The sequence below is a fragment of the Acinetobacter sp. HA genome (genome assembly GCF_000264725.1).
Classification (GTDB): domain Bacteria; phylum Pseudomonadota; class Gammaproteobacteria; order Pseudomonadales; family Moraxellaceae; genus Acinetobacter; species Acinetobacter schindleri.
The window spans coordinates 73,420-95,794 of record NZ_AJXD01000096.1 but is presented as its reverse complement, the minus strand read 5'-3'; the positions used below and the strand labels follow the sequence as shown (position 1 = coordinate 95,794).

The window sequence follows — 22,375 nt, the reverse complement described above, 5'->3', positions numbered from 1 at the left end:
GTTATTTTCTAGCCAGAAGTTGGCTTGATAATCACCAGTGCCATAATTGCAGCTAATGAAATAATTGCAATAACCAGGCCAGCACGACGTTGAACCAACAGGACAGAGTCATCTTTTTTATAGGCTTTCATCAAAGATGAAACCAGTACCAGAAATAAAATGACCTTGGCATAGAACCAGGGTTGTACTTCAAAGTTTTTTATCACTAGCGAAATGACGCCCGTCAAAGCAATTACGGCAAGTGCCAGATGCTGCAAGGCAACAAATAGCTTGCGTGCAACCGGATTAGGTAAATTGCCCTGTGTACCAACAAACAAGGTAAATGCACGTGCCAGAATCGCGATAATTGCCAGACTGGCCGCTGACATATGGATAATTTTGACTAATAATTGGGTTTCCATATGTTCCTCTTAGTTTTTTGGGGCATGTGCACATTCAGGACTGGTCGTATCCTGACCGCTCCACTCTTCTGGAACAAAAGCATGGATTGCTAATGCATGGATTTTTTCCGGGCTCAGTAAATCGCCTACTGCGGCATAGACTTTCTGATGACGCTGTACCTGACGCAGGCCTGCAAAAGCTTCACTCACAATTACCGCTTTAAAGTGTGATTCCTTACCCGGATAATAGCCACCGTGACCAGAAGACTCATTTACCACCTCAAGATGAGATGGAGACAGGGTAGCCAGACGCTCTCTTAAGACTTGTTCAATACTCATGGCCTTCTCCGCAATTACAAATGATCCAAATTCTATTCAGTATACCCTGTTCTGTCATGAGTTTTACTGTGCTCAAGGAGAGTTAAAGGTTGCCAAGGCCCTGTTTTAACAAAATTTTGCATAAATTTTATCGATTTATAGCGCTGAATTGGCTGAATTGATTTTATTTTATGCAAACGGTGCAAGATTTTTCATAAAGTTATTGACCCTGTTTTTGCATGCTGTATTATACACGGCATGCGGGAATAGCTCAGTTGGTAGAGCACAACCTTGCCAAGGTTGGGGTCGCGAGTTCGAGTCTCGTTTCCCGCTCCATATTCTTTTTTGTTAGTTTTTTAATAGTAAAAAATTATTCGACCCTGCGGGAATAGCTCAGTTGGTAGAGCACAACCTTGCCAAGGTTGGGGTCGCGAGTTCGAGTCTCGTTTCCCGCTCCAAATTCTAAAAGCCCTGATCGAAAATTGGGGCTTTTTTTATTTTCAGCTTTTGGCCAGGTTAAAGTTAGATGCCTAGTTGAATATCTATTTCTCTGGGTATTTCCACAATCCCCTACTTCAATTAATTTATTGATTTAAAAAATAAAAATTTTTCTTCAATCTGCATCCATAATTTTAGCTTCGCTATACAAAATTACATGTATTAGGAAGGTGCGTATCATACATGGCGCCTTTCTACACTCCAATGTGGTCTGAGCACAAGCGCATTCTACTGATTAGATCATACTCTTTTTCTGTTTTTCTAGCCTTATATTTACCAGCAAAATAACAAACAAGGAACTTATAGATATCTTTTTCAGTATAGAGAAACCTTGTCTCGCATTTATTCCATCCCGATGAGCTGTTTATCTTTAATTTCAGGTGATCAGTTCCTCATTAGAAAATACTGTTTTTTTATTTGACGCTAGTGTAGAAATATCTAAATATAAAATCTGAACAAGAAGTTAAGAGAAAATAATGACAACAAAGATAGAGGTAGATTATCAACCCGATATTTTAGGGGCTGGCTATGAACAGGCCACCTTAGATCTTCCGAATGATTATGAAGGTCAGGTGGTGGCGACCCTCGTTCGCAAGAAAGCCGCTAAACCGACTAAAAAGGCGGTGCTATATATCCACGGTTTTATCGACTATTTTTTCCAGACTGAAATGGCAGAGCGTTTCAATGAGCAGGGTTTTGACTTTTATGCGCTGGACCTACGTAAATATGGCCGCTCCTATTTGCCGCATCAGAAGTACTATAACGTTCATAGCCTGTCAGAATATGATGCAGAAATTACTCAGGCACTGGATATTATCGGTCAGGAAAGTCATGACGCCGTGCTGCTTTGCGGACATTCAACGGGGGGCTTAACCACAACCTTGTATGCAGCACATCATCCTGATCATCCCCTGATTAAAGCGCTCTGGGCAAACAGTCCCTTTTATGATTTCAATATGAGTCGTCTGGAAAAGAAATTTGCCATTCCTCGAATGGCAGCAATGGGCAAACGTTTTCCAAACTTGCTGTTCCCAAGTCGTCTTAATAAGTGGTATGTCCCGAGTTTGCACGCCAGCCATCATGGTGAATGGAACTTTAACCTCGAATGGAAAAAAGTCCGTTATCCCATGGTGCGTTTGAGCTTTGTACATGCCATTCATGAGGCGCAAAAAGAACTGCATCAAGGTCTTCAGTTAAGCATTCCTGTCCTGATCATGCATTCGCATCAGACGACTTATCCACGAAAATTTAATCGTCATGCACAAAGCAGCGATGTGATCCTGGAAGTGCAGGATATGATTCAGCATGCCAGCAAAATATCGGGCGATGTCACCTTGTGCGAAATTCATAATGGCTTGCATGACCTGGTACTGTCAGAAAAAGCGGTACGGGAACAGGTCTATCAACAGCTGTTTGAGTGGTTACATACCAAAGGACTTTAACCAGTTCAGAACGATCATGATTTGAAAGATTTTGGGAAGGAAAATAAAAACTGCCTTCCCAAAAAATTTATCTGAGAGATTGTATTCTAAAACGGGTCAATTGTTATCTCGCAGCAGTCTGATCTGTGAGAAATATCATGTTTTAACAGTGCCAAAATTTAATTACTTTAAAATAAATAATTGATTATTAATAACAATATTGAAATCCTATTAGGTTCGCTTTGTTGCCTTTTGTAGCACGCTTGTAAACCCTCGACATAGCGTCAGATTTGCTCTTTATATTAGCTATAACTATTCATTCCAAGATGAGTCTTCGTCTCTCACCCTTATTTCTCTCACAGCTATAACAATCAATGAAAGGACAAAAATATGCGCTATGCAGATCCAAATACTGACGGTTCAAAAATTCAATTTAAAGCACAATACGAAAACTTTATTGGCGGTAAATGGGTGCCGCCGGTCAAAGGTGAATACTTTGATAATATTTCCCCAGTCGATGGCAAAGTTTTTACCAGAGCACCACGCTCCAGTGTAGAAGATATTGAACTCGCACTCGATGCCGCCCATGCCGCCAAAGCCCAGTGGAATAGCTCATCACCGACCACACGTTCAAATATCCTGCTCAAGATTGCCGATCGTCTAGAGGAAAACCTGGAATTGCTCGCGGTGGCAGAGACCTGGGACAACGGTAAACCGATTCGTGAAACCCTAAATGCGGATATTCCATTATGTATCGACCACTTCCGTTATTTTGCTGGTTGTATTCGCGCGCAAGAAGGCGGCATTTCAGAAATTGACGAAGACACCATCGCCTATCATTTCCATGAACCCCTCGGCGTTGTCGGTCAAATCATTCCGTGGAATTTCCCAATTCTCATGGCCGCATGGAAACTGGCTCCGGCTTTAGCTGCCGGTAACTGTATTGTGCTGAAACCAGCAGAACAAACCCCTGTCAGTATTTTAGTGTTGGTTGAACTGATTCAGGATCTTTTACCACCTGGTGTACTGAATATTGTTAATGGCTATGGGGTCGAAGTCGGCCGTCCACTGGCGACCAACCCTCGTATCGCAAAAATTGCTTTTACCGGTTCAACCGCAGTCGGCCAATTGATTATGCAATATGCGACTGAAAATATTATTCCTGTGACCTTAGAGCTGGGTGGTAAATCACCAAACCTGTTCTTTGCAGATGTGATGGATCAAGAGGATGAATACCTAGATAAAGCCTTAGAAGGTTTTACCATGTTTGCCCTCAACCAAGGAGAAATCTGTACCTGCCCTTCACGTGCACTGGTACAGGAAAGTATTGCCGACAAATTCCTGGAACGTGCAGTTGAGCGTGTCAAGCGCATTAAAACCGGTCATCCGCTGGATACCGACACCATGATTGGCGCACAGGCATCGCAAGAACAGCAGGATAAGATCTTGGGTTGTATCGCCACAGGTCGTGAAGAAGGTGCTCAGGTCTTAACAGGTGGTGAAGCACGCCATGAAGTAGGTCAAGGCTTCTATATTGAACCGACCATTTTTAAAGGCACCAATGACATGAAAACCTTCCAGGAAGAAATTTTTGGACCTGTACTTGCCGTGACCACTTTTAAGGACTTTGATGATGCCATTAAAATTGCCAATGACACCATTTATGGCTTAGGTGCTGGTGTCTGGTCGCGTTCAGCCCATACCTCTTATCGTGCCGGCCGTGCGATTCAGGCAGGTCGCGTCTGGACCAACTGTTATCACATTTACCCTGCCCATGCGGCATTTGGTGGTTATAAAAAATCAGGGATTGGACGCGAGAACCACAAAATGATGCTCGATCATTATCAACAAACCAAAAACTTGCTTGTCAGCTACTCGACCAAACCCGCAGGTTTCTTCTAATTCCTGTCTAAGCAAAAGCGAACTTCAGTTCGCTTTTTTATTGGCTTGGTAATTTTATCTTAAACAAAAAATAACCGTCCCTCTATCCCAATAAAATCATAAAGCTATCCAAAACAAGTATATATCCCTCTATGATAAGTATTGATTTTTTTAATATTTTCAATTGGATAAAAAAATACAAAAATTAAAAACTTCCATATAAAGTCGGCTTTCTTTGCCGAAAAAGACTGTGTATAACAATGTTCAGTTTAGGGAAATCAATAAGCATAGGCAAAATTGCTCAAAAAGCGTTAGACTATGCAACCAATAATGTCATGATTCGGTCTGAACAAGATCAAAAAAGAAGGTGAAGGTTGATGCCGCTCAATACAGTTGAAGAGCTTGTAGCAGATATCCGTGCAGGAAAAATGGTCATCCTGATGGATGATGAAGATCGTGAAAATGAAGGCGATTTAGTCATTGCTGCCACGCACGTGCGTCCTGAAGACATCAACTTTATGATCACCCATGCTCGTGGTTTAGTGTGTCTGACTTTAAGTAAAGAACGTTGCCAACAGTTGAATCTTCCATTGATGGTAGATGCTAATGGTGCTCAACACGGGACCAACTTCACGTTATCGATTGAAGCAGCTGAAGGTATTTCTACCGGTATTTCACCTGCAGAGCGTGCGCATACCATTCAAACCGCTGTGGCGGCTCATGCTAAACCTACGGACATCGTACAGCCTGGTCATATCTTCCCATTGATGGCACAGCCAGGTGGTGTCCTGCACCGTGCAGGTCATACCGAAGCAGGCTGTGACTTATCGCGTCTTGCAGGTTTAGAGCCAGCATCGGTCATTTGTGAAATCATCAATGAAGATGGCACCATGGCACGTCGTCCAGACCTTGAAGTCTTTGCCGAAAAGCATGGCTTGAAAATTGGTACGATTGCTGACCTGATTCATTATCGCATGACCAATGAGCAGACGGTTGAACGTTTAGATCAGCAAACAATTGATACCGAATACGGTACCTTTGATCTGTATCGTTACCGTGAATTAGGTAACCCGGATATTCATGTGGCACTAGTCAAAGGCGAGCCGAAAGAAGGCGTAACGACTGTACGTGTCCACGGCTTTAACCCGACACGGGACCTCTTAAAACTGAATAAACAGGACGGCGAACCGGCTTGGAATTTAGACAAGGCACTTAAAGAAATTGCAAGCAGTGATCGTGGTGTTTTGGTCTGGATTGGTCAACGTCATTTACAAGATCTAGGTCCTGCGCTTGATACTTTAAAAGCACCCAAAAATGTGAAATCCAATGCTGCACTGTCGCAGCAGTATCAAACGATTGGTGTCGGTGCACAAATTTTGCGTGATCTAGGCGTAGAAAAAATGAAGCTGCTGAGTTCACCATTACGCTTTAATGCATTGTCAGGTTTTAATTTAGAAGTGGTGGAATACATCACTGCACAACACACATCTTAAGATAAGAATCGAGGTTATTATGGCTGTTCGCCGTATTGAAGGTATGTTACATCTCGCGAACGAAGACCGTTATGCGATTTTAGTTGGTCGTTTTAACAGCTTTGTTGTTGAACATCTGTTAGAAGGTGCCGTTGATACATTGAAACGCCATGGTGTATCAGAGGATAATATCACGGTCGTTCATGCACCTGGTGCCTGGGAACTTCCAATCGTTGCAAAAAAATTAGCAGCGACTGGCAAGTTCGATGCCATCATTGCCTTGGGCGCTGTGATTCGTGGTAGCACACCGCACTTCGATTTCGTGGCAGGTGAATGTGCCAAAGGTTTAGGCGTAGTTGGTCTGGACGCTGGTCTTCCTGTCATTAATGGCGTACTCACTACGGATAGTATTGAACAAGCGATTGAACGCTCTGGAACAAAAGCAGGCAATAAAGGTAGTGAAGCTGCCTTGACTGCGATTGAAATGGTTAACTTGTTAAAGGCTATTTAAGGCTATGTCGCAAACACTTCAAGCAACTTATGCTGCAAAACGTAAAGCACGTCGTTTTGCCGTACAAGGAATTTATGAATGGCAAATGAGCCACAACCCTGTGCATGAGATTGAAGCACGTACACGTGTGGACAATGCCATGCACAAAGTGGATCTTGGCTATTATCATGAATTGTTGACTCAAGTGGTTGCCAATCATGAAGCATTGGATGCTTTGCTTATCCCTGTGCTGGATCGCGAACTTTCTGCACTTGACGGTGTAGAACTCGCAACACTTCGTTTAGGTGCGTATGAGCTCAAAGAACATCTTGAGATTCCATATCGTGTCGTTTTAGACGAAGCAATTGAGTTAGCTAAACATTTTGGCGGTGCAGACAGCCATAAATACATCAATGGTGTATTAGATCGTTTAGCGACAACTTTACGTGCAGCAGAAAAACAACAAGCAAACTAAGTTTTAAGTAGATTTGTTGTATGGCTGAGTTTTCGATTATCGACACCTATTTCAATCGTAAGAATCAAGATTCTGTCGATTTAGGGGTCGGTGACGACTCAGCCTTGCTCACCCCCCCTCCTCACCAGCAATTGGTGATTTGTGCCGACACCTTAGTTGCGGGTCGACATTTTCCTTTAGATACAAACCCACATGCCATTGGCTGGAAATCTGTTGCAGTCAATTTATCTGATATTGCCGCGATGGGCGCCACACCGCATAGTATTTTATTGGCATTGAGCTTACCCCAAATTGATCATGCTTGGCTCAAAGGCTTTAGCCAAGGGCTATACGACTGCTGCGATCAATTTGGTGTACGTTTAATTGGTGGTGATACCACGCAAAGTCCACATCTGACTCTATCTGTCACAGCACTGGGCTGGGTCGATACAGGCCTTGCTGTACCACGTTCAGGTGCCCAAATCGGTGATCTGATTTGTGTTTCAGGTACGGTTGGCGATGCGGCATTTGGCTTAAAGCATTTAGGTCATGATCTACAAAAACGTCTGGATTATCCAACGCCACGTTGTGCTTTAGGTGCTGCGCTTAAAGGCCTGGCCAATAGCATGATTGATGTCTCAGATGGTCTTGCACAAGATTTGGGACACATCCTTAAAGCATCAAATGTCGGCGCAAAGCTGCAACTTGAAAACTTACCACTAAGTACTGCCCTGCACGCCTTAAATGATGAACAAAAATGGCAGTATGCATTGGCGGGTGGCGACGATTATGAATTATGTTTTACAATAAGCCCGCAAAATTATGAAAAATTATTGCAAAAACAACTTGATGATTCGATTAGTATAATCGGCACAATTCAGCAACAGCGCGGCTTAACTTTTGAAAAAGATGGCGTAGATCATTTGCTTCAATTTAATGGGTATCAACATTTTGCATAAACCTTCAATCAATTTTAAAGCCATGTCATGGACCGACCGTTTTATTGTGTTCTGTGGTGTTGGTTTTGGTTCTGGCTTATTACCGAAAGCGCCGGGTACGTTTGGTTCAGCTTTTGCCTTATTGTTTATTCCGCTATGGCTTGCAATTGGTCTATCGAGCACCATATTAGCCATTATTCTAATGTCGCTCATTGGCATCTATATTTGCGGGCATACGGCTAAAGTCATGGGTGTACATGATGATGGTCGCATTGTCTGGGATGAATTTGCAGGTCAATCCATTACCTTTTTGCCTTTGCTCTATCTAAATGAAATGAGCTGGATGTGGGCATTGGTCGGTTTTGCTCTGTTCCGTTTATTCGATGTCTGGAAGCCCTGGCCGATTCGTGTCATTGACCGTCAAATTGACGGCGGTTTCGGCATCATGCTGGATGACATTATTGCTGGCCTGTGGGCGGCCCTTTGTATTTTGCTTTATTTTTACTTCACTGTGGCATAAGCCATATTTAGGATTAGAACATGTCAACGACTGTGATTATTCTTGCTGCAGGTAAAGGAACCCGTATGCGTTCCAGCTTACCGAAAGTATTACAACCCCTTGCAGGACGTCCTTTACTGGGTCATGTCATTGAAACGGCAAAAAAATTAAACGCAGATAATATTATTACGATTTATGGTCACGGTGGTGACCGGGTTCAGGCTGCTTTTGCAGAGCAAGAGATTAAATGGGTAGAACAGGCTGAACAGCTGGGTACCGGCCATGCAGTGCAAATGACCTTGCCTGTCCTGCCACAAGATGGCGTTTCGCTGATTCTTTCCGGCGATGTGCCGTGCATTAATCCTGTAACCTTGCAAAAATTACTCGATGCTACTGCAGAAACCGGTATTGGTCTGGTGACGCTTACCCTGCCGGATGCCAATGGTTATGGCCGTATCGTACGTGAACAAGGTCAGATCCAGGCCATTGTTGAGCACAAGGATGCTTCTGAAGAACAACGTCAAATCAAGGAAATCAATACCGGTATTTATGCCGTCAGCAATGCCAAGTTGCATCAATGGCTACCACGTTTAAGCAATGACAATGCGCAAGGTGAATATTACCTGACTGATATTGTGGCGATGGCTTTGGCAGATGGTATGCAAGTTGCATCTGTAGAACCTGAGCAGGCTTTTGAAGTTGAAGGGGTAAATGACCGGGTGCAGCTGGCTGCTTTAGAGCGTCAGTTCCAGGCATTTCAGGCCAAACAGCTCATGCAGCAAGGCGTACATCTGATTGATCCAAGCCGTTTTGACTTGCGTGGCAATTTAACCGTCGGTCAGGATGTCCGCATTGATATCAACGTGATTATCGAAGGTGATTGCGAGTTAGGTAACAATGTTGAAATTGGCGCTGGCTGTATCATCAAGAACACCAAGATTGCAGCGGGTACCAAGGTGCAGCCATATAGCATTTTCGATAGCGCCATCGTTGGGGAAGATACCCAAATTGGACCTTTTGCACGTTTACGTCCAGGGGCAAAACTTGCCAATGAAGTTCACATTGGTAACTTTGTTGAAGTTAAAAATACCACGATTGGTCTAGGCTCTAAAGCCAACCACTTTACCTACCTGGGTGATGCTGAAGTTGGTGCAGGCTCAAACATCGGTGCAGGGACCATTACCTGTAATTATGATGGTGCCAACAAATTTAAAACAATTATTGGTGATCAAGCCTTTATTGGCTCGAACAGTTCATTAGTGGCACCTGTGAGAATTGGTAACGGTGCTACAGTCGGTGCAGGCTCGACGATTACCCGTGATGTGGAAGACAACAGTTTGGCAGTAGAGCGCTCTAAGCAATTTGCCAAAGAAAACTATCCACGTCCGCAAAAAATCAAGAAATAAGGGGAACAAATATGTGTGGTATCGTCGGTGGCATTGCGGAACGCAGCATTACCAATATTTTGATTGAAGGCTTAAAACGCCTGGAATACCGTGGCTATGATTCAGCAGGTTTAGCCCTGATCAACAATCATCAGGTCCTGCGTGAGCGCCGTGTCGGCAAGGTTTCCAACCTTGAACAGGCGGTGAATGAATCACAGATTAGTGGTTCACTCGGTATTGCACATACACGCTGGGCAACCCATGGTAAACCGACTGAAGAAAATGCCCATCCGCATATTTCTGAAAATGTGGCAGTGGTTCATAATGGTATTATTGAGAACTATCAAGAACTTAAAGATGATCTTGAAGCTTTGGGCTATGTGTTTACCTCACAGACGGATACTGAAGTCGTTGCCCATCTGATCAATGATGCGCTGAAATCTACCCCAAGCCTGTTAGAAGCTGTACGTCAGGTGGTGCCGCAACTAAAAGGTGCCTATGCACTGGGCATTGTACATACGGATCATCCAGATGAACTGATTACCGTACGTGAAGGCTCTCCACTGGTAATTGGCGTAGGCATTGGCGAGAATTTTATCAGTTCTGACCAACTGGCTCTGTTGCCGATTACCAACCGTTTTATCTACCTGGAAGAAGGTGATATTGCCCGTTTGACCCGCACCACCATTGAAGTCTTTGTCGATGGTCAACTGGTCGATCGTCCGGTCAAAGAACTGGATGCTGCGGTCAGCAATGCTTCTAAAGGTGAGTACAAGCATTACATGCTCAAAGAAATTTATGAGCAGCCTGAAGCGATCAAACAGACCATTTCCCAAGCCTTGAATGGTAATGACCTGCGCGAAGACTTCCTTGCCAGTGCGGAACAGGACTTCTCCAAAATTCAGCAAGTCCAGATTATTGCCTGCGGTACCAGCTATCATGCTGGCATGATTGCCAAATACTGGTTTGAACAGCTGATTGATCTGCCTTGCCAGATCGAGATTGCCAGCGAATTCCGTTATCGTACGCCAGTGATTGTAAATCATACGCTGTATGTGTGTATTTCCCAATCTGGTGAAACTGCCGATACCTTGGCTGCATTACGTGACACACAGAAACGTGCGGCTACCAAAGGACTAGACATCACCACCATGACGATCTGTAACGTGGCAACATCATCCATGGTACGTGAAACCAATCACAGTCTGCTGACTTTGGCAGGCCCTGAGATTGGTGTCGCATCGACTAAAGCCTTTACCACACAGCTAGCTGCACTGATGCTGTTGGTACTAAAACTGGGTACAGTCAAAAATACAATTTCAGCAGAACAGGTCACAGCTATTAGCACCGACTTATGGCATATGCCAAAAGTGATTCTGGATACCTTGCATCATAACGATGAAATTTTACGCCTTTCTGAACTGTTTGTAGAAAAGCAGCACTGTCTGTTCCTGGGCCGCGGTACACATTTTCCGATTGCGCTAGAAGGTGCCTTGAAGCTGAAGGAAATTTCCTATATTCATGCTGAAGGTTATGCGGCAGGTGAACTGAAGCATGGTCCATTGGCCTTGGTCGACAACGACATGCCAGTAGTGATTCTGGCGCCACAGGATGACATGCTGGATAAACTCAAATCCAATATGGAAGAAGTGCAGGCACGTGGTGGTGAGCTGTTCGTCTTTGCTGATGAAAACAGTGGTATTAAAGCCAAAGACCGTCAACATGTGGTCCATATTCCTGCAGTCAATGCAGTACTGGCCCCGATTGTGTATAGCATTCCGGTGCAGTTATTGTCCTATCATGTGGCTGTACTTCGTGGTACGGATGTCGATCAGCCGCGTAACCTGGCAAAATCGGTCACTGTAGAATAATTAGAATTGAATCAAGGCTGGGGAACTGGCCTTTTTCTTCTGAATAGAGAGCCTATAAATGACAAAACTGACGTGCTTTAAAGCCTATGATATTCGCGGCAAACTCGGTACTGAACTCAACGAAGAGATTGCCTATAAAATTGGTCGCGCCTATGGACAAATTTACCAGCCCAAAACCGTTGTGGTCGGTTGTGATATTCGCCTTAGCAGTGAAGATTTAAAACAGGCCACCATCCGTGGTTTAAATGATGCGGGCGTGAATGTTCTAGATTTAGGGATGACCGGGACTGAAGAAGTTTATTTTGGTGCCTTCCATTTAGATGTGCAAGGTGGGATTGAAGTCACTGCCAGTCATAACCCGATGGATTATAACGGCATGAAACTGGTACGTGAAAATGCCCGCCCGATCAGTGCAGATACCGGCCTTAAAGAGATTCAGGCCTTGGCAGAATCTGGTCAGTTCATTGAAGTTAGCCAAAAAGGTCATACTGAAAAATATAATATCCTGCCCGAATTTGTCGATCACCTAATGACATATATCGACCCTGCAAAAGTTCGCCCGTTAAAACTGGTGGTGAATGCCGGTAATGGTGCTGCAGGTCATGTGATTGATGCGATTGAGGCAAAGTTTAAGGAACTGAATATTCCTGTCGAATTTATTAAAATTCATCATGAAGCAGATGGTACATTCCCGAATGGCATTCCAAATCCAATTCTGGTTGAAAACCGTGACAGTACCCGTGATGCGGTCATTCAGCATGGTGCGGATATGGGGATTGCCTGGGATGGCGACTTTGACCGCTGTTTCCTGTTCGATGAAAAAGGCCAGTTTATTGAAGGTTATTATATTGTCGGTCTGCTGGCGCAGGCCTTCTTGCTAAAACAATCTGGTGAAAAAATTGTGCATGACCCGCGTCTGGTCTGGAACACTTTTGATATTGTTGAGCAGTTTAAAGGTGAAGCCATCCAGTCCAAGTCTGGTCACTCTTTTATTAAAGAAAAAATGCGTGAGCACAATGCCGTATATGGCGGTGAAATGAGTGCGCATCATTATTTCCGTGACTTTGCCTACTGTGATAGCGGCATGATTCCATGGTTACTGGCGATTGCGGTACTGTCTGAAACACAGCAATCTCTATCTTCGCTGGTTGAAGAAATGATTGCCAAGTTCCCATGTTCAGGTGAAATTAATTTTAAAGTGGCCGATACCCAGGCAACCATCCAAAAACTTTTCGATCATTATGCCGATCAGAAACCTGAAATTGATCAGACTGATGGCGTCAGCCTGAATTTTGGTAGCTGGCGTTTTAATGTGCGAGCATCCAATACCGAACCATTATTGCGTTTGAATATTGAAAGCCGTCGTGACCAGAATCCACGACCAATGCAAGACTATGTGGATGAGCTGACCCAGCTGATTCAAGGCAGCTGAAGTCAGAAAAAAAGAGCCAGATCAAAATGGCTCTTTTTTTATGCTTGATACTTATCTGAAAAAATTAATCGCGATAGCCTTGTGGATTCTGCTTCTGCCAGTTCCAGCTGTCTGCCAGCATATCTTCCAGACCATATTTTGGTTGCCAACCCAGCTCTTTTACTGCACGGGTATTATCGGCAAAAGACGTCGCCACATCGCCTTCACGACGCGGAGCGATTTCAAATGGAATCTGCACCTCGTTGACCTGCTCAAAGGTATTTTTGATTTGCAAGACTGAACAGCCCTGTCCCGTACCAATGTTCCAGGCACGGCAACCTTGTGCTTGCAGACGGTTAGTCAATGCACATAAATGCGCATTGGCCAGATCCACCACATGGATATAATCCCGTACGCCTGTCCCATCTACCGTATCGTAATCATCACCAAAAATAGACAGCTTTTCACGACGGCCTACAGCCACCTGAGTCACATACGGCATCAGGTTATTGGGAATCCCTTGCGGGTCTTCACCAATCTGACCACTTTTATGCGCTCCAACCGGATTAAAATAACGCAACAAGGCAATTGACCAGCGATCATCGGATGCCGATAGCTTTTGTAATAGCTGCTCTACAATCAGCTTGGTATAACCATAGTTATTGCTCGGCATACCGGTCGGCATATCTTCATTTAAAGGCGAGATATTGGCTTCATCATAGACTGTAGCCGAGGAACTGAAGACCAGACGGAATACACCAGCGCGCTGCATGGCCTGTACCAGGCTGATGGAACCTGAAATATTATTTTCAAAATACGTCAGCGGAATTTGCTGGCTTTCTCCTACGGCTTTTAGACCGGCGAAATGGATCACGGCATCAATTTGATAGGTACTAAAAATCTGATTCAAAATATTCTGATCTAGAATATCACCCTGAATAAAATCCAAAGATTTCGAAGCCAAAGCCTGCACACGATTCAGAGATTCTTTAGAACTATTAGAAAGATTATCTAATACCACGACTTCATGTCCGGCATTTAATAATTCCAGACAGGTATGTGAGCCGATATAACCAGCACCACCTGTTACCAGTACTTTAGCCACGCTGTTTCCCCATTAATATTGCAATTAAACCTTGTGTCGAGGCATCCAGCGCGGACACATCCGCCTGTTCTCCATTTAAAATCGGCAAGAGCTGGTTAGCAATTTCCTTGCCTTTTTCGACGCCCCACTGGTCAAAAGGATTGATATTCCACAGCACTGACTGCACAAACACCTTATGTTCATACATGGCGATCAACATCCCCAGACTATAAGGATTGAGCTCTTGCATTAAAATAGTTGAACTCGGCTGGTTCCCTGCATACTGCTTATAGGTCGGTAGGTCGGCCAGTTCACTGGCATCAAGCGCCTGATTACCAAAGGCCAGTAGCCGCGACTGTGCCAGACAGTTGGACAGGGCCAAATGATGCTGTTCAATCAGCGCATCGGCATTATCGGCATAGGTGAACTGGTTCGCATTATAGCGCTGAACCGGCGCAATAAAATCACTGCTGACCGATTGGGTGCCCTGATGCAATAGCTGATAGAAGGCATGCTGGGCATTCGGTCCGACTTCTCCCCAGATAATCGGACAGGTATCCCATTCTACTTTCTCGCTATTACGCTGAATGGATTTACCATTGGATTCCATTTCCAGCTGCTGCAAATAAGAAGCAAAATATTTTAACCGGCCATCATAAGGCAATACGGCATGGGTTTGTATATCCAGGAAGTTGTTGTTCCAGACCCCTAACAGTCCCATCAACACCGGAATATTCTGTTCAAATGGAGCCGTCTGGAAATGCTCATCTACCGCATGGGCACCCGCTAAAAAGTGCTGAAAACCCTGTACCCCAATCGTCAATGCAATAGGCAAGCCAATACAGGACCAGAGCGAATAACGGCCACCAACCCAATCCCAAAGCAGGAACTGATTTTCCGGTGCAATTCCCCAAGCTGTCATTTTCTCCGGCTTGGTCGAAACCCCAATAAAATGATGCTGGATCGTGCGCAGGTCTTGTCCCAGGGTTTTTTCCAACCACAGGCGTACCGTTTGTGCATTAGAGAGGGTGTCAATGGTACCGAAAGATTTGGAGGAGATAATAAACAGTGTTGTTTCAGGTCGCAGCTTATGCAGCAGATCAGACAGCTGGCTGCCATCCATGGTCGATACGAAATGTACATTGAGGGGACGCTGAGTCGGCTGTTTAAAGTCAGACAGGGCTTGACTGACCATCAGCGGTCCCAAATCCGAACCGCCGACCCCGATATTGACTACATCCTGAATCACTTCACCGGTAGCACCGCGGTACTGTCCAGCATGGATTTTTTCTACCAAGGTGAACATGCGCTGTAACTGGGTATGCACCTCGGCAGCCAGTTCAGGATGCTGTTCATTCTGCTCAGGCAAACGTAAGGCCCAATGCATTGCAGCACGCTGCTCGGTGTAGTTAACCTGTTCTTGGGAAAACAGCCGTTTGATCCACTGTTTCAGATCTTGTACCTGTGCCAGTTGCACTAGTGCCTGTAGCACGTCCTGATCAATGCGGTGCTTGCTAAAATCAAAGGTCACCGGCTCCAGATTGACCGAGAAATGCTGAAAACGCTGCGGATCTTGCTGAAACAGCTCTTGCAGATGCTTATGTTCAAATTGCTGTTTTAAAGCATTTAACCGGCTTAAAACAGTCTCTTTCTCTTCGAGGGGATAAGGTTGCTGAATTACACTCATTAACGTCCTACTCCCTTATAGGCAAAGCCTTGTGCTTTCATATAATCCGGATTATAAATATTACGTCCATCCAGGATCAATGGATGCTGCATTTGATTCAACAGGCTGCGGTAATTGGGACTCCAGTACTGTTTCCAGGCTGTGAGCACGCATAGGGCATGTGCTCCATTTACAGCCTCGTACTGATCTGTGCAATACACCAGATCATCGCGTTGTCCATAGACTTTTTCAATTTCCGCCAGGGCTTGAGGATCATGCAGCTTGACGGTCACCCCTTGAGCCCAGAGTGCAGTCAACATGGCATGAATCGGAGATTGCTGGATACGCGAGGTATTTTCCTTAAAGGATGCTCCCCAGATCGCCACAGTTTTTCCAGCCAGATCACCATGGTAATAATTCCACAGCTTGCGAAATAGCAGTTCTTTTTGCTGCTCATTAATTTCCCAGACCTGGGCCATTAGCTGGCTTTTCGCGCCGGTACCTGACACAGTACTGGCCAGGATCTGAATATCATGCGAGAAGTTTTCGCCGCCGAACCCTGCTCCCGGATACAGATAAGATGAACCAATCCGGCTATCCGCTGCCAGCCCCTGGCGTACATGCTCAATATCAATACCAAGTTTTTCAGCCACTAGAGCCAGATCATTAATATAGCTGATGCGCGTGGCCAGCATGCCGGACACACTCAGTTTGGTAAATTCGGCATCCAGAACCGGCATAAACAGGTATTGCTGTTCACGCGGAAATAACGGCCTGAGCAATTCCTTCAAAAGTGTTTTCGCCGTTTCATTGCTATAGCCGACAATGAGCTGGCTGGCTTCGGTCAGGCTGCGTAAGGCATTACCTTCCTGAATCACATCTGGCAAATAGATCCAGTAATCTTCTGAAAGAATTTGCTGGAATTTTTCGGTACCGTGAAGGCCCAAGGTAGAAGCATTGATCATCAGTTTTGGATGAATAATTGGACGCTGCTTGAGCTCACGCAGGATTTCCAGACCCTGACTTTCTTCAGTCGGACTTAAGCTAAACAGATAGACATCAATATCTAAAGGAATCGCCTCGAACTTGCAGTATTGTAAAAAGCCCTTGGCATGCTGCTTGTTCAGTAACTGCTGTACGGCTTCATCCTGTGCATAAACCTGCTCGGAAGACGGTTTTTTCAGCAAATCACACCAGTAGACCTGATGACCACATTCTGCCAGTAGGGCTGCCATGACACCGGCATATAAGGTCTGACCAAATACTGCTATGTTCATAAGGATCCTTATTATTGTTAAAGTCTATATTTAGAGCTTCAGTTCTTGAATCAGGGCTTTAAAGGACTCACCCAGTACCGGATGATCCACACCATAGTGCAATACAGCTTTGAGATAACCCAGTTTACTGCCACAGTCAAAGGTCTGGCCTTTCATGCGATAGGCCTCTACCGTATCAGTCTGCTGTAACATGGCAATCGCATCGGTCAGCTGGATTTCATTGCCTGCACCACGTGGGGTCTGTTCCAGTAACTGCATGATTTTTGCCGGCAGGATATAACGGCCCACTACCGATAAATTTGAAGGCGCCGTTCCCACCGCCGGCTTTTCTACAATGCCTTGCATCACGATGCTTTGTCCTTCAGCAGGTGATTCTGCGACATCTACAATGCCGTATTGATCGACCAGATGATCCGGCACAGCTTCCACCATAATCTGTGCAGCTTGAGATGCATTAAAATGTTGAATCATCAAGCTTAGGTCATTGACCGGATCAGAATCTTTCACCAATACATCAGGCAGTAAAACGGCAAAGTCATCTTCTCCAATCACTGCTTTTGCACACAAAACAGCGTGTCCTAAACCTAGGGGCTGAGGTTGACGTACACTAATCACGCTGACATGTGAAGGGAGAATCTCGGTAATTTCTTTCAGCAAATCAAATTTCTTTTTGTTTTCAAGCGTCGTTTCCAGCTCAAAACTACGATCAAAATAGTTTTCGATCGAGGCCTTGGAGCTATGGGTGACCAGGATAATCTGCTCAATTCCCGCAGCGACCGCTTCTTTCACCACATATTCAATCGCTGGACGATCCACCACCGTCACCATTTCCTTAGGAATAGATTTGCTGGCTGGGAGAAACCGGGTACCCAAACCTGCGACTGGCAAAATGGCTTTCTTAATCATAAATAAACTTCACTTAATTAACTTTAATTTCTTTACCACGTTGATAGCCATCAACATAATACTCAAGCTGTGACAAGGCCCAGTCAATATCTGCCTGCATGGCAGAAAGTTCCTGCATTTTATCAAATACTTGTGTAATTTCCTGTAACGGAACGTGTTTTTCAAATGATCTTAGAATACGACTGTGTGACGTAAGCTCAGTATTTTCCTGATCAATCAGCAATTCTTCATACAGTTTTTCACCTGGACGCAAACCGGCATATTGAATTGCAATATCCCCCTCTGGATGCTGCTCATCACGAACTTTCAACCCACTCAAGGCAATCATTTGACGGGCCAGATCCTGAATACGCACCGGCTCCCCCATATCCAGCAGGAACACATCGCCACCCACGCCCAAGGCACCGGCCTGAATCACCAGCTGTGAAGCCTCCGGAATAGTCATAAAGTAGCGGGTGACATCTGGATGGGTCACAGTAATCGGGCCGCCTTTGGCAATCTGCTGTTTAAATAATGGCACCACAGAACCCGAAGAACCGAGCACATTACCAAAACGGACGATACTGATCTGGGTCTGCTGTTGTGCCTCTGCCATCGCCTGACAGTAAAGTTCTGCCATACGTTTACTGGCACCCATGACATTGGTCGGACGTACCGCTTTATCAGTTGAGATCAGCACAAAGGTTTCTACACCTTTTTTCACCGCAGCATTCACGCTGAAGGCCGTTCCTACTGCATTGTTTTTCAGGCCCGCTAGCGGATTACACTCGACCAGCGGTACATGCTTATACGCTGCCGCATGATAGACGGTTTGTACTGCATACTGCTCAATCACACGTTCCAGTTTTTGCTGATCCAGCACCGAGCCCAGAATCGGAATAATCTCACACTGAGACATTAAACGTAGTTCTTTATCAATGTTATACAGGGCAAACTCGGTTAATTCAAAAATAACGATTTTTGCCGGCTGGTTTTTCACAATCTGTCGGCACAGCTCTGAACCAATCGAGCCGCCTGCACCGGTGACCATCACTACTTTATCTTGAATATTCCTGGCCAGAAGCTCCGGCACTGGGGGCACCGGATCACGTCCTAGCAAGTCAATAATATCAACCTCCTGAATATCGGAAACGCGGATTTCACCATCCACCAGTTTGGTCAGGCCCGGAATTTCAGTAATTTTTAAATGGGCAGGTTCCAGAAATTTAACAATTTCACTTTTGCGGCTACGCCCCACAGAAGGCAGCGCAATCAGGATTTCATCAATCCGCAATTTGGCAAAACATTTAAGTGCTGTTTCCGGCAAATAGACATCAATACCGCCAATATTCTGTCCGCTTAAAGATGGATTATCATCAATAAAGAAAATGGGTAAATGTTCATTGGAACGGGTTAAAGTCGCAGCGACCTGCTGACCAGCATTGCCTGCCCCATAAATCGCGATACGTTTTTTCGGGATACCCGCCTGTACATAAGAACGGACAATAAAACGGATGAACCCACGGCTAAACCACACCCAGGCGAACATCATAAAGCCGAACATCAGTGGAATAGAAGTTGGAATAAAAGCATCTGTTAAATAGGCCAAGGCATAGAGTCCCGCCACCGCCAGGAAAGTTGCCAGGCCCAGTTTGACCATAAACACTTCATTGTAAGTACGCACAATAAAGCGGTACACCCCAAACACAAACAACAGGATAACCGCAATTGCACTGACCCACAGTGAACCAAACGGAATATTCGGCACCACCTCTGCACCAAGGTCAAACTGACGAATGGCATAACACAGCCAGATCAGGACTGGAAATACACAGAAATCCAGAATGACCAGAAAAGCCAATTTGGCAGCACGGGGGGATTCGACGAGAGGAATAACGATGGATTTCATATAGTTTTCAATAAGTCATATCTTAATTTAAAGAATTTGTTATTAAGATTTATGTCCAATACGGGTTCCCACCTCTAAAAAAGAGCCAGACGGAATTCTCTGTCCGCCTGCGATGTTTACGCCAACACTTAAATGACTAAAGTGTTCGATCACCACATCATGATCTAGCAAGGTCCCAATATTAAGAAGCACACCATCTTGAATAATCGTATTCGTGCCAATTATACACCCTGCCATAATACTTACCCCCTGACCAATTTGAGCAGAAGGTGAAATTACAGCCTGTGGATGTATGATAGTGGCGAGTGGTATTGATAAATCAAGCAGTAATTGTTGCCATTTTTGTCGTATTTGGTTATTTCCGACCGCAACAATTGCCTCCATATTCTCTTGCTGAAGCTGAGACAAGTTTTGAATATTTGAGATGATTGAATATTGGCCTACTTGTTTTTGCTCAGGCCAGCGGTCATCCACAAAGTAAATTTGCTGCCATTGTGCAGATAACGCTGCTACTTCAGCAATGGATTGACCAAAGCCCCCTGCCCCCAGAATCAGCAGATTTTTTTTAGGCATCTGGATGTCCTGCTTTTAATTTCATTGCAATTAATACAAGCGGTAAATAGGCCACCAATACCATAAATTCCGGATAAGCCAATGGCTGGGTAACGGTATAATAGGCTAGTGGCAATAACCACAATAGGTTAATCGCTGCTACAGCCAATGTCACAGGCGTATGACTACCCCATTTACGCGACAAGATTTGATAACTATGGCTACGATGGGCATCATACATTTTATAGCCGCTCAGCACGCGATTAATAAGCGTATAGGTAGCATCCACCACAAACATTCCTAAACAAATAATCCATGCACAAAACAGAGCTAAATTTTCTTTGAGGGCGATGAGCGCCAAAATACCTAAGGTGAGCCCTAAGAACCCACTACAGGCATCACCCATAAAAATTTTAGCTTTGGGAAAGTTCCATAATAGAAAACCAAATACACAGGCTGCCAATAACCACAGGATATCTAAATTAAGCGAGGTATTTAGTATAGCGTATAAAATTGCCATACTGACTGTGGTGGTGATGGCCTCAACACTGGCAATACCGTTAATGCCATCCATAAAGTTATATAGATTCAGCAACCATACCAAAAACAGTACAGCAATAATATTGGCACTAAACCCAAGTGCTAGACCATTAAAAGCTGTAACTTCGCTAAAGCCTCCTAAGCTGATCACCACGCCAATGGCCACCAAAAAATGTACGGCTAAACGCAGCATGGAGTTAATATGCCCATGGTCATCTAAAAAACCAAGTAAAGCGATGACAAAGCCCGCTGCCATAAGAGTTAAGCCAATATGTAGCGTCAATTGTTGGCTATAGATCAACACCGCCAGCGCCAACAAGTAGCTACACACCACCGCAACACCACCTCCACGTGGCGTAGGTACACTGTGGGAACTACGTTCATTGGGGTTGTCTATGATATTTTTCTTGAGGGCGTAGGCGCGCATGAAATAGGTCATCGCAAACGCGAGTAAAAAGAAAATAAAAAGGGATAGCATGGACATATTTTTGACTAGGCTCAGTTTTTATGCGCTGTGTTAAACATTTTTTCTAGGCTTGTATCAACATTATACGGTGCTGTCCAACCTAAAAGTTGTGTATTTTTAGTGGTATCTACCACCAGTTCTGAACATAAACGTGAGGCAACCGCTTTTTTTCCCACCAAACTTGCCATAAAACTGATCAAGCTTTTTGGTACAGGTAGCATTAGCAATTGATTATTTTGATATTTTGCTAATTTTTCAAATAATTGTTTGACTGAAATGTCATCCTGATCACTGGCTAAAAATACTTCACGGTTGGCATTTGGATGCGTCATACACGTATGAATCAGGTCAGCCAAGTTATAGACACTCACCATACTGCGTTTATTGTCTAAACAACCAATCGGTAAAGGGAGTTTTTTAGTTGCCAAGTTCACCATACTTTTAAAGTTGGCTTTTACATTAGGCCCATAAATGAGGACGGGACGAATAATAACCACTTCTAAACCTGTACGTTGAGAGAGCGCAAGTAAGGCTTGTTCTGCTTCATATTTAGATAAGCCATACGGGTCATCTGTATGGACATCATCATTGGGGTGAAAGGCTTGTGTCGTAGTTTGTTCACCATTAACTTTAATACTGCTTAAGTAGATAAAGCGTTTAACGCCACTTTTTACCGCTTTTTGTGCAAGATTTAGAGTACCTTGCACGTTAGTGTGACGATATGCTTCAAGTGGCGATGCAGCAGTTTCATGCATGACATGCGCACGGCCTGCACAATGAATAATAACTTCAACCTGATTCAGATCAATGTTGTCTAAGTTATCATTCAGATCAAAATTGATATTGTGAATATTCGAATGGTCAAAAGTTTGGGCTTTACGGGTATGCGCTAAAACAGAATAGCCTTTTTCAGCCAAAAATTGCGATAAGTATTGACCGAGGAAACCGTTACTGCCTGTAAGTAAGACCTTCATATTT

General features: G+C 44.4%; 20 protein-coding genes and 2 tRNA genes. 12 read left to right on the top strand and 10 right to left on the bottom strand.

What is annotated here, in order from left to right:
* Positions 1-8: 8 nt before the first annotated feature.
* Both HADU_RS13380 and HADU_RS13375 read right to left on the bottom strand, forming a co-directional pair.
* Positions 9-401 carry a SirB2 family protein gene (locus tag HADU_RS13380; protein WP_008307068.1) on the bottom strand — a complete coding sequence of 131 codons (393 nt, stop codon included), beginning with the start codon at positions 399-401 and terminating at the stop codon, positions 9-11.
* Positions 402-410: 9 nt separating this feature from the next.
* Complete coding sequence (locus HADU_RS13375) at positions 411-719, bottom strand: BolA family protein (protein WP_004814186.1); 309 nt, start codon at positions 717-719, stop codon at positions 411-413.
* 239 nt (positions 720-958) lie between these two features.
* Here HADU_RS13375 and HADU_RS13370 point away from each other — a divergent pair.
* From HADU_RS13370 to HADU_RS13315, 12 genes are all read left to right on the top strand, one after another.
* Positions 959-1,034: transfer RNA gene (locus HADU_RS13370), tRNA-Gly, on the top strand.
* Positions 1,035-1,080: 46 nt separating this feature from the next.
* Positions 1,081-1,156, top strand: a tRNA-Gly gene (locus HADU_RS13365).
* A gap of 516 nt (positions 1,157-1,672) precedes the next feature.
* Positions 1,673-2,638: an alpha/beta hydrolase gene (locus HADU_RS13360; protein WP_008307066.1), complete on the top strand. Its 966-nt coding sequence runs from the start codon at positions 1,673-1,675 to the stop codon at positions 2,636-2,638.
* Positions 2,639-3,007: 369 nt separating this feature from the next.
* Entirely contained in the window at positions 3,008-4,519 is a 1,512-nt protein-coding gene (locus HADU_RS13355; RefSeq protein ID WP_004814181.1) for an aldehyde dehydrogenase family protein, read from the top strand.
* A gap of 356 nt (positions 4,520-4,875) precedes the next feature.
* Positions 4,876-5,991, top strand: a complete 1,116-nt coding sequence (gene ribBA, locus HADU_RS13350; protein ID WP_004895820.1) for a bifunctional 3,4-dihydroxy-2-butanone-4-phosphate synthase/GTP cyclohydrolase II — start codon at positions 4,876-4,878, stop codon at positions 5,989-5,991.
* A gap of 19 nt (positions 5,992-6,010) precedes the next feature.
* Positions 6,011-6,481, top strand: a complete 471-nt coding sequence (gene ribE, locus HADU_RS13345) for a 6,7-dimethyl-8-ribityllumazine synthase (protein ID WP_004814177.1) — start codon at positions 6,011-6,013, stop codon at positions 6,479-6,481.
* A 4-nt stretch (positions 6,482-6,485) separates the two neighbouring features.
* Complete coding sequence (gene nusB / locus HADU_RS13340; protein WP_004814175.1) at positions 6,486-6,935, top strand: transcription antitermination factor NusB; 450 nt, start codon at positions 6,486-6,488, stop codon at positions 6,933-6,935.
* 20 nt (positions 6,936-6,955) lie between these two features.
* The gene (gene thiL / locus HADU_RS13335; protein ID WP_005220336.1) at positions 6,956-7,873 is read left to right on the top strand and encodes a thiamine-phosphate kinase; all 918 of its coding nucleotides are present in this window, start codon (positions 6,956-6,958) and stop codon (positions 7,871-7,873) included.
* Positions 7,851-8,372 (top strand): phosphatidylglycerophosphatase A, encoded by a 522-nt coding sequence (locus HADU_RS13330; protein ID WP_005220337.1) that lies wholly within the window; start codon positions 7,851-7,853, stop codon positions 8,370-8,372. Before thiL ends, HADU_RS13330 begins: the two co-directional genes overlap by 23 nt.
* A gap of 20 nt (positions 8,373-8,392) precedes the next feature.
* Entirely contained in the window at positions 8,393-9,757 is a 1,365-nt protein-coding gene (gene glmU / locus HADU_RS13325; protein ID WP_005220339.1) for a bifunctional UDP-N-acetylglucosamine diphosphorylase/glucosamine-1-phosphate N-acetyltransferase GlmU, read from the top strand.
* Positions 9,758-9,768: 11 nt separating this feature from the next.
* Positions 9,769-11,607 carry a glutamine--fructose-6-phosphate transaminase (isomerizing) gene (gene glmS / locus HADU_RS13320; protein WP_008307060.1) on the top strand — a complete coding sequence of 613 codons (1,839 nt, stop codon included), beginning with the start codon at positions 9,769-9,771 and terminating at the stop codon, positions 11,605-11,607.
* 58 nt (positions 11,608-11,665) lie between these two features.
* A complete protein-coding gene (locus HADU_RS13315; protein WP_008307059.1) occupies positions 11,666-13,039 on the top strand; it encodes a phosphomannomutase/phosphoglucomutase in 1,374 nt (457 codons plus the stop codon).
* Positions 13,040-13,103: 64 nt separating this feature from the next.
* On the opposite strand, the gene galE is transcribed toward HADU_RS13315, so the two are convergent.
* From galE to HADU_RS13275, 8 genes are read right to left on the bottom strand one after another with little or no spacing between them, the layout of a single operon-like run.
* Positions 13,104-14,123: a UDP-glucose 4-epimerase GalE gene (gene galE, locus HADU_RS13310; RefSeq protein ID WP_008307058.1), complete on the bottom strand. Its 1,020-nt coding sequence runs from the start codon at positions 14,121-14,123 to the stop codon at positions 13,104-13,106.
* On the bottom strand, positions 14,116-15,789 hold the full coding sequence (pgi, locus tag HADU_RS13305) for a glucose-6-phosphate isomerase (protein ID WP_008307057.1): 1,674 nt from the start codon (positions 15,787-15,789) through the stop codon (positions 14,116-14,118). The genes galE and pgi overlap by 8 nt, the downstream gene beginning before the upstream one ends.
* Positions 15,789-17,045 (bottom strand): nucleotide sugar dehydrogenase, encoded by a 1,257-nt coding sequence (locus HADU_RS13300; RefSeq protein ID WP_008307056.1) that lies wholly within the window; start codon positions 17,043-17,045, stop codon positions 15,789-15,791. The genes pgi and HADU_RS13300 overlap by 1 nt, the downstream gene beginning before the upstream one ends.
* A 30-nt stretch (positions 17,046-17,075) precedes the next feature.
* Complete coding sequence (galU, locus tag HADU_RS13295) at positions 17,076-17,951, bottom strand: UTP--glucose-1-phosphate uridylyltransferase GalU (protein ID WP_005220361.1); 876 nt, start codon at positions 17,949-17,951, stop codon at positions 17,076-17,078.
* 13 nt (positions 17,952-17,964) lie between these two features.
* On the bottom strand, positions 17,965-19,839 hold the full coding sequence (locus tag HADU_RS13290; protein WP_008307055.1) for a polysaccharide biosynthesis protein: 1,875 nt from the start codon (positions 19,837-19,839) through the stop codon (positions 17,965-17,967).
* 42 nt (positions 19,840-19,881) lie between these two features.
* Positions 19,882-20,412 carry an acetyltransferase gene (locus HADU_RS13285; RefSeq protein WP_005181251.1) on the bottom strand — a complete coding sequence of 177 codons (531 nt, stop codon included), beginning with the start codon at positions 20,410-20,412 and terminating at the stop codon, positions 19,882-19,884.
* Entirely contained in the window at positions 20,405-21,415 is a 1,011-nt protein-coding gene (locus tag HADU_RS13280; protein ID WP_034592983.1) for an MraY family glycosyltransferase, read from the bottom strand. The genes HADU_RS13285 and HADU_RS13280 overlap by 8 nt, the downstream gene beginning before the upstream one ends.
* Before the next feature lie 14 nt (positions 21,416-21,429).
* The gene (locus HADU_RS13275; RefSeq protein ID WP_008307047.1) at positions 21,430-22,371 is read right to left on the bottom strand and encodes an NAD-dependent epimerase/dehydratase family protein; all 942 of its coding nucleotides are present in this window, start codon (positions 22,369-22,371) and stop codon (positions 21,430-21,432) included.
* Positions 22,372-22,375: the final 4 nt, after the last annotated feature.